The organism is Stenotrophomonas sp. PS02289 (genome assembly GCF_029960115.1).
Taxonomy (GTDB): domain Bacteria; phylum Pseudomonadota; class Gammaproteobacteria; order Xanthomonadales; family Xanthomonadaceae; genus Stenotrophomonas.
On sequence record NZ_JASCOZ010000185.1, the window covers coordinates 1 to 8,067 of the forward strand.

General features: G+C 66.3%; 7 protein-coding genes. 4 read left to right on the top strand and 3 right to left on the bottom strand.

All coding sequences use genetic code 11. From position 1 onward, the window contains the following. Window positions 1-246 precede the first annotated feature (246 nt). Genes mutL through QMX83_RS18475 form a run of 3 tightly spaced genes read left to right on the top strand, consistent with a single transcriptional unit; the run spans window position 247 to window position 4,017 of the window. Complete coding sequence (gene mutL / locus QMX83_RS18465) at window positions 247-2,106, top strand: DNA mismatch repair endonuclease MutL (RefSeq protein ID WP_282298099.1); 1,860 nt, start codon at window positions 247-249, stop codon at window positions 2,104-2,106. 37 nt (window positions 2,107-2,143) lie between these two features. After that, a complete protein-coding gene (locus tag QMX83_RS18470) occupies window positions 2,144-3,079 on the top strand; it encodes a DUF1684 domain-containing protein (protein WP_282298105.1) in 936 nt (311 codons plus the stop codon). Next, on the top strand, window positions 3,079-4,017 hold the full coding sequence (locus tag QMX83_RS18475) for a TraB/GumN family protein (protein ID WP_282298100.1): 939 nt from the start codon (window positions 3,079-3,081) through the stop codon (window positions 4,015-4,017). Before QMX83_RS18470 ends, QMX83_RS18475 begins: the two co-directional genes overlap by 1 nt. 72 nt (window positions 4,018-4,089) lie before the next feature. Here QMX83_RS18475 and phaR read toward each other — a convergent pair whose 3' ends face one another. The 3 genes from phaR to gluQRS form a co-directional block, all read right to left on the bottom strand. Beyond that, window positions 4,090-4,614, bottom strand: coding sequence for a polyhydroxyalkanoate synthesis repressor PhaR (gene phaR, locus QMX83_RS18480; protein WP_282298101.1), 525 nt, complete (start codon window positions 4,612-4,614; stop codon window positions 4,090-4,092). 276 nt (window positions 4,615-4,890) lie between these two features. Next, on the bottom strand, window positions 4,891-5,631 hold the full coding sequence (locus QMX83_RS18485; protein ID WP_282298102.1) for a beta-ketoacyl-ACP reductase: 741 nt from the start codon (window positions 5,629-5,631) through the stop codon (window positions 4,891-4,893). Between the two features lie 79 nt (window positions 5,632-5,710). Then, window positions 5,711-6,592 carry a tRNA glutamyl-Q(34) synthetase GluQRS gene (gluQRS, locus tag QMX83_RS18490; RefSeq protein WP_282298103.1) on the bottom strand — a complete coding sequence of 294 codons (882 nt, stop codon included), beginning with the start codon at window positions 6,590-6,592 and terminating at the stop codon, window positions 5,711-5,713. A 93-nt stretch (window positions 6,593-6,685) separates the two neighbouring features. On the opposite strand from gluQRS, the gene htpX reads away from it, so the two are divergent. Further along, a complete protein-coding gene (gene htpX / locus QMX83_RS18495) occupies window positions 6,686-7,558 on the top strand; it encodes a protease HtpX (RefSeq protein WP_282298104.1) in 873 nt (290 codons plus the stop codon). Window positions 7,559-8,067: the final 509 nt, after the last annotated feature.

The window sequence follows — 8,067 nt, forward strand, 5'->3', positions numbered from 1 at the left end:
CGGGATGGGCGTTCCGGGGGACGCTGCAAGTACGTCCCTGTAAGCTCGATCGCCGCATCCATGCGGCTCACGCCCCCTCCAGCCCACCCCGACCCGCCACGACAGTGCGTCGGTGGCCATCGAAGATCAAAACCACGCGCGGAACCGGCCCGGTAGCGTCGGTCGACAGACGACGGCCGTGAAATCCGCAACATCCGGTAACGCATGACCCCAAATCAACATGGGTGATTTCGCTATCATCACACCATGAGCATCCGTCAGTTACCCGAAATCCTCATCAACCAGATCGCTGCCGGCGAGGTCGTGGAACGGCCTGCGTCCGTGGTCAAGGAACTGGTGGAGAACGCGCTGGATGCCGGGGCGACCCGCGTGGATATCGATCTGGAAGAAGGCGGGGTGCGCCTGATCCGCATCCGTGACGACGGCGGCGGTATTGCGCCGGAAGAACTGCCGCTGGCGGTGTCGCGTCACGCGACCAGCAAGATCGCCAGCCTGGACGACCTGGAAGCGGTGGCTACGCTCGGTTTTCGGGGTGAAGCGCTGCCGTCCATTGCGTCGGTCAGCCGCTTTACGCTCGCTTCGCGCCGCGCCAGCGACGAGCATGGCTCGGCGCTGCAGATCGAAGGTGGCAAGGTCGGTCAGGTGACGCCGCGCGCGCATGCGCCCGGCACGACGGTGGAAGTGCGCGAGCTGTTCTACAACGTGCCGGCACGGCGCAAGTTCCTGCGTGCCGAACGCACCGAGCTGGGCCATATCGAAGAGTGGTTGCGCTCGCTGGCGCTGGCGCGACCGGACGTGGAGCTGCGCGTCTCGCACAACGGCAAGCCCTCGCGTCGCTACAAGCCGGGCGACCTGTATTCGGATGCGCGCCTGGGTGAAACCCTGGGCGATGATTTCGCCGGTCAGGCGCTGCGCGTCGATCACAGCGGTGCAGGGTTGCGACTGCATGGCTGGATCGCTCAGCCGCATTATTCGCGTGCCAGCACGGACCAGCAGTATTTCTACGTCAACGGCCGCGCGGTGCGTGACCGCAGCGTGGCCCATGCGGTGAAGATGGCGTACGGCGATGTGCTTTTCCATGGACGCCAGCCGGCCTACGTGCTGTTCCTGGAGCTGGACCCGACCCGCGTAGACGTCAACGTGCACCCGGCCAAGCACGAAGTGCGTTTCCGCGATTCGCGCCTGATCCACGACTTCGTCTACCGCACCCTGAAGGAAGCGCTGGCCGAGACCCGCGCCGGCATGACCGCGACGGCAGCGGCCGGCGACACGCACCTTGAGTCTGCCGCGCCTGCGTATGCGGGTACTGCGGCGGGCACCGGCTATGCACTGGCCGGAGGTGGCAGTGGCGGCGGTGGGATGGGCAGCTGGCGGCCGCAGCAGTCGCCGTTGGGGCTGCGTGTGGCCGATGCGCCCTCAGCTTATGCGGCGCTGTATGCACGCCCTGAGGGCAGCGATGCACCCGCGTTGCCGCCGATGCCGAGCGAGAACGGACTGCCGGTGACCTCGGCCGACAGCGGTGTGCCGCCGCTCGGCTATGCCATCGCCCAGTTGCACGGCATCTACATCCTGGCCGAGAACGCCGAAGGCTTGATCGTGGTCGACATGCATGCCGCCCATGAGCGCATCGGCTACGAGCGCCTGAAGACCGCGCACGATGGCATCGGTCTGCACGCGCAGCCGCTGCTGGTGCCGATCACCCTGGCGGTGGGCGAGCGCGATGCCGACACCGCCGAGCGCGAAGCCGAAACGCTGACCGCGCTGGGTTTCGAGATCACCCGCTCCGGTCCGGGGTCGCTGCATGTGCGCAGCATTCCCGCGCTGCTGGCCAATGCCGAACCGGAAGGCCTGCTGCGCGACGTGCTGACCGATCTGCGCGAACACGGCCAGAGCCGGCGCATCGCCAGTGCGCGCGACGAGCTGCTGTCGACCATGGCCTGTCATGGTGCGGTGCGCGCCAACCGTCGCCTGACCGTGCCGGAAATGAACGCACTGCTGCGCGACATGGAAATCACCGAGCGGTCCGGTCAGTGCAATCATGGCCGACCGACCTGGGCCCGTTTTTCGCTGGCGGAGATCGACCGCTGGTTCCTGCGTGGACGTTGAAAGGGGAAGCCACTTGATGGGGAGCAGTTTGATGGGGATGCGTCCTTGGCGGCGCAGCATGGCAGCGGCCGCGCTGGCGCTGGGCCTGGCCGCCTGCAGCGACAAGGAGGCGGCACCGGTCGCCGCGACTGTGGATCCGGCCTTCGCCGCCGAACAGCAGCAGTGGCGGCAGCAGCGCTACACCGAGCTGCACGCCGCCGACGGTTGGACCAGCCTGGTCGGCCTGCACTGGCTGGAGCACAAGGCGCATTACATCGGCAGCGGTCCCGGCAGTGGCATCCGCCTGGCGGTGGGCCCGGACAAGCTGGGCATGGTGGCGCGCGAGGGCGATGGCGTGACCTTCACCCCCGAGCGCGGCGTGCCGATGAGCGTGGAGGGCGAGCCGCTGACCGGCCGCATCCGCTTCTACAGTGACCGCGACGCCACGCCGACCAAGATCGCGTTTGACGACGGCAAGGGCCAGTTGAGCCTGATCCATCGCGGCGAGCGGTTTGCGCTGCGGGTCAAACATGCCGACGCACCCACCCGCACCGGGTTTACCGGCCTGACCTACTGGGAAGGCGGTCCGGCGTGGAAGATCCGCGCACGTTTCGTGCCGCATGCGGCCGGCAAGACCCTGCCGATCATCGACATCACTGGGTTGACCACCGACATGCCCAATGCCGGTGCGCTGGAGTTCGAGAAGGACGGCACGCCTTACCGTCTGGAAGCGCTGGGCGAGCCGGGGCGCGAGCTGTTCGTGATCTTCGGCGACCGCACCAGCGGCCACGGCAGCTATCCTGCCGGCCGCTATCTGGACCTGTCGGCACCGGATGCCCAAGGCCAGGTGCTGATCGATTTCAACCACGCCTACAACCCGCCCTGCGCGTTCACCCCGTATGCGACCTGCCCGTTGACCCCGCCGGAAAACCGGCTGGACCTGCGCGTGGAAGCGGGTGAGCAGGTGTATCACAGTCCTCAAGGAGCTCCCTGATGTTGTTCAAGCGACTGCTGTTTTCCCTGCTGATCGGCGCGGGCCTGCTGGCCGGCAGTGCCAGCGCCGCACCGCCCGCCAAGGCGGGCGCAACGCCACCGGTGCCGCTGCTGTGGAAGGTGACCGGTCCCGGCGACAGCCGGGTGTACCTGCTCGGTTCCTTCCACATGCTGCGCGCCGACGACTATCCGTTGTCCGCCGATGTCGACCAGGCCTTTGCCGCCTCGAACCGGCTGATGTTCGAGCTGTCGCCGGCCGACATGCAGTCGCCTGATCTCGTGAGCAAAATGATGCAGGCGGCGGTGCGCACCGACGGCAGCGAGCTGCGCCGTGATCTGGACGCGCCCACCTGGACCAAGCTGCAGGCCTACGCCGCCGCGAACAACATGCCGCTGGCGCAGTTGCAGGGGATGAAGCCGTGGTTCGTGGGCCTGACCATCACCCTGAGTCAGCTGGCGCGCATGGGGCTGGACCCCGAACTCGGGCTGGACCGTCACTTCATGAAGCGCGCGGCCGATGCCGGCAAGCCCACCAGCGGCCTGGAGACCATCGACACGCAGATCGCGGTGTTCGCGCAGATGTCGACCAAAGAGCAGCAGCAGATGGTGGCCGAGGCGCTGGACCAGGCCGAGCAGGCCGATGCGCTGAGCCGCAAGCTGCATGACGCGTGGCGGCGTGGCGACGACAAGGTGCTGTGGAACGAGATGGCGGTGGACATGCGCGCGCAGTACCCGCAGCTGTACAAGCGCATCAACACCGAGCGCAACGACGCGTGGGTGCCCAAGCTGCAGCAGCAGCTGCAGGCCGGGCAGGGGGGCACCCTGGTGGTGGTCGGCGCGCTGCACCTGCTGGGCGAGGATGGCGTGGTCGAGAAACTGCGCGCCAAGGGCTTCAAAGTCGAGCGGGTCTGCGCGAGCTGCGCCAAGCCCAAGCGCTGAGGCGGGTTTTTCGGGCAAACAAAAAGGCGCAGCCTGCGGGCCGCGCCTTTTTTGTGTGACCTTGCGCTGGGATCAGCGGCGGGTCTTGCTGCCGACCGGCGCTTCCGGCTTGCCAGCGCCAGTACCGGTGCTGGTGCCCGGCGAGTTCGGACGCGCGCCGAAGCCGGCACCCATGTTGCGCTGGAAGTCCTGCCACAGCTCCAGATTGCGCTCGGTGAGCTGGTTCATCATCGCCCACGGGGTCTGGCCCAGCAGATTGCCCATCTGCTGGCGGAACTGCTGCTGCTGGTCCAGGAAGACCTGCATGCTGCGCTCCAGGTAGTTGCCCATGAAGCCCTGCAGCGAATCGCCATAGAAGCGGATCAGCTGGCTCAGCAGCTGGGTGGAGAGCATCGGCTCGCCGTCCTGTTCCTGGTCGGCAATGATCTGCAGCAGCACGGAACGGGTCAGGTCGTCGCCGCTCTTGGCGTCGCGGACTTCGAAGTCCTCACCGTCCAGGATCAGCTGGCGCACGTCCTCGATGGTGATGTAGCTGGAAATCTCAGTGTCGTAGAGACGACGGTTCGGATACTTCTTGATGATGCGGTTCGCAGCCATGAAGCAAGCACTCGTCAACGTAGACGCGAAGCATGGCGCACCGCAGCAGGCGTTGCAACCTACTTTGTATAATTATCGTTGGTTCTTCATGCTGCGCAGCATGGGTGCAGCATTTTGAGGTTCCCGCAACGCCTGCTGCGGTGCCCGCGCATTCCACCTTATCCCCGCGCCTTCGGCGCGCCCCCTTTAACAAAAAGGGGGCTTTTCTCCAGATGGTTGGCGTAGAGCCGGGCTCTGCCCGGCTGCTTTTGGCGGGTTGTACGGTTTCTGTAACCGTTACCACCCCATGTGGTGGCCGCCGTTGATGTCGAGGTTGGAGCCGGTGATCCAGGCGGCTTCTTCGGCGACCAGGAAGTTCACGGCGTAGGCGATTTCCTCGGGCTTGCCGAGGCGGCCGGTGGGGATGTCGGCGATGATCTTGGCACGCACTTCCTCGGGAACGGCCATGACCATGTCGGTGGCGACGTAACCGGGCGAGATGGTGTTGACGGTGATGCCGAAGCCGGCGTTCTCGCGTGCCAGCGAGATGGTGAAGCCGTGCATGCCGGCCTTGGCGGCGGCGTAGTTGGCCTGGCCATACTGGCCCTTGAGGCCGTTGATCGAGCTGATCTGGATGACCCGGCCCCAGCCGCGACGGCGCATGCCTTCGATCACCGGGCGGGTGACGTTGAACACCGAGTTGAGATTGGTGTTGATCACGTCATGCCACTGGTCAGCGCGCATGCGGTGGAAGGTGGTGTCCCGGGTGATGCCGGCGTTGTTGACCAGGATCTCGACCGGGCCGAGGGCCGCCTCGACCGCCTGCACCATTTGTTCAGCCGAGGCGGGGTCGGAGACGTCACCGGGGAAGATCGCGACCTCGCAGCCGCGTGCGCGCATGCGCTCCTGCCACGCCAGTGCCTTGGCGGCGTCGCGGTAGTTGGTGGCCACCCGATGACCCTGTTCGCACAGGCGTTGGCAGATGGCAGACCCGATCCCGCCGGTACCACCGGTAACCAAGGCAACGCGCGATGTCATGAGCAGCTACTCCGAATGGCCACAGCCAACAAGGGGGGATCCCGATTCTGCAACATCAGCGCACAAAATGGGCGGTCATTCAGCCCAGCGGTGCAATCGCGATGTCCTGCGGTGGCAAGCGTTCGGGCTTGAAGTGGCGGGCGGCATGCTGCAGCCACTCGGCGACGTCGGTAAACGGTGCCAGCGCGGCGGGATCCTGGCCCAGCCATCGCCACGCCTGCTGCAGGGCGGGCAACGGGTTGGCGGCGTCGACAGGCGTGGCCGCACTGGACTTGGACAGCTTGCGGCCGTGCGCGTCCAGCAGCAGGGGCAGGTGCAGGTAGCGTGGGGTAGGCAGGCCCAGCGCCTGTTGCAGCAGGATCTGGCGGGGCGTGGAGTCCAGCAGGTCGGCCCCGCGCACGACGTCGGTGATGCCCTGGTCGTGGTCGTCCACCACCACGGCCAGTTGGTAGGCCCAGCACCCGTCGGCCCGGCGCAGCACGAAGTCGCCCACCTCGGCGTACACGTCCTGGCTGATCGCGCCGCGCAGGCCATCCTGGAAGCGGACCACGCTGCCGGGGGCGACCCGCAGGCGGATGGCCGGGGTGGCGCGCTCGGCCTGGGCGACGCAGTGGTGGTGGACGCCGTGCTGGCTGGCCAGTTCGCTGCGGCTGCAGTGGCAGGCAAACGCCAGGTCCTGCGCCAGCAGCTGCTCGATGGCCGCTTGATAGAGCGCATCGCGTTGGCTCTGGTGCACGACGGGGAAGTCACTGCGCAGGCCGAATGCTTCCAGCGTGGCAAGCTGGCCGGCAATCGCCCCGGGCACGGTGCGTGGAGGATCGACGTCCTCAATCCGCACGCCCCATTCACCCTGGGCATGCCGGGCCAGCAGCCAGCTGCCCAGTGCCGCCAGCAGGGAGCCGGGGTGCAGGGGGCCGGTGGGCGAGGGGGCGAAGCGCCCGCGGTAGGAATGGTTGAACATGAACTATGAATCGTCGGTCAGGTTGCGACTTGAATTCAACAGGAACTCACCGCAGATTTGCGTTCATCACCCTTCAATAGAAGCGTTTTCCCCATGTTTACTCGACTCACCCTTTTCCTTGCGACCAACTTCGCGGTGCTGATCCTCGCCAGTCTGGTGATGCATCTGCTTGGGGTGAATCGCGGCCAGATGGGCGGCCTGCTGGTGTTCGGCGCGGTGCTGGGCTTCGGCGGCTCGCTGGTGTCGCTGCTGATCTCCAAGTGGATGGCCAAGCGCTCCACGGGCGCGGTGGTGATCACCGAACCGCGCAATGCGACCGAGCGCTGGCTGCTGGACACGGTAGCGCGCCAGGCACGCGAAGCCGGCATCGGCATGCCGGAAGTAGCGGTCTATGACGGCCCGGAAATCAATGCCTTCGCAACCGGTGCCAACCGCAACAACGCGCTGGTGGCGGTCTCCACCGGCCTGCTGCACAACATGAGCGAAGACGAGGCCGAAGCGGTGCTGGGCCACGAAATCGCACACGTCGCCAACGGTGACATGATCACCATGGCACTGCTGCAGGGCGTGTTGAACACCTTCGTGTTCGTGCTGGCCCGCGTGGTGGGCGGGGTGATCGACTCGGCGCTGTCGGGCAACCGCGAGGGCGGCGGCCGCGGCTTTGCCTACTACATCATCGTGTTCGTGCTGGAGATGGTGTTCGGCGTGCTGGCCACGATCATCGCCATGTGGTTCTCGCGCTACCGCGAGTTCCGCGCTGATGCCGGCGGTGCGCATCTGGCCGGTCGCCAGAAGATGATCGCCGCGCTGGAGCGCCTGAAGCTCAACCACGGCCAGAGCACGCTGCCGACCCAGATCGCCGCCTTCGGCATCGCCGGTGCCTCGGCCAAGAAGCTGTTCATGAGCCACCCGCCGCTGGAAGAGCGCATCGCCGCCCTGCGCGCTGCGAACAACGCTGCTGCGTAATCGGCTTGTTGCCGTACCCCCCTGAACGCCCGGTCTTAGCGCCGGGCGTTTTTGTTTTCCGAGGTTGCAGGGTTTACGTGTCGCCGGGCGTTGCCCGGCTGCTGTTGGATTTGGGCGAACAGCGGGTAGCCATCGGTCCTCTGGGTTGGCGGATCGGGATGGGCGTTCCGGGGGACGCTGCAAGTACGTCCATGTAAGCTCGATCGCCGCATCCATGCGGCTCACGCCCCCTCCAGCCCACCCCGACCCGCCACGACAGCGTGTCGGTGGTCATCGAAGATCAAGAGCACGTAGCCCCGGTGGGATCGGTCGACAGACGATCGCCGTGAAACAACCAACATCCGGTAACGCATGACCCCAGATCGACATCGTCGTTGATTTGGCATTTGGCATTTACCGTGGCTACCGACCACGTATCGAGGGGCCGGTGGGTGGGGGGTACGGGACCGTGAAGGCACATGGATGTGCCGCCCGAGCCAAACGGGAGATTTAAGGCGTGTCCCGTACCC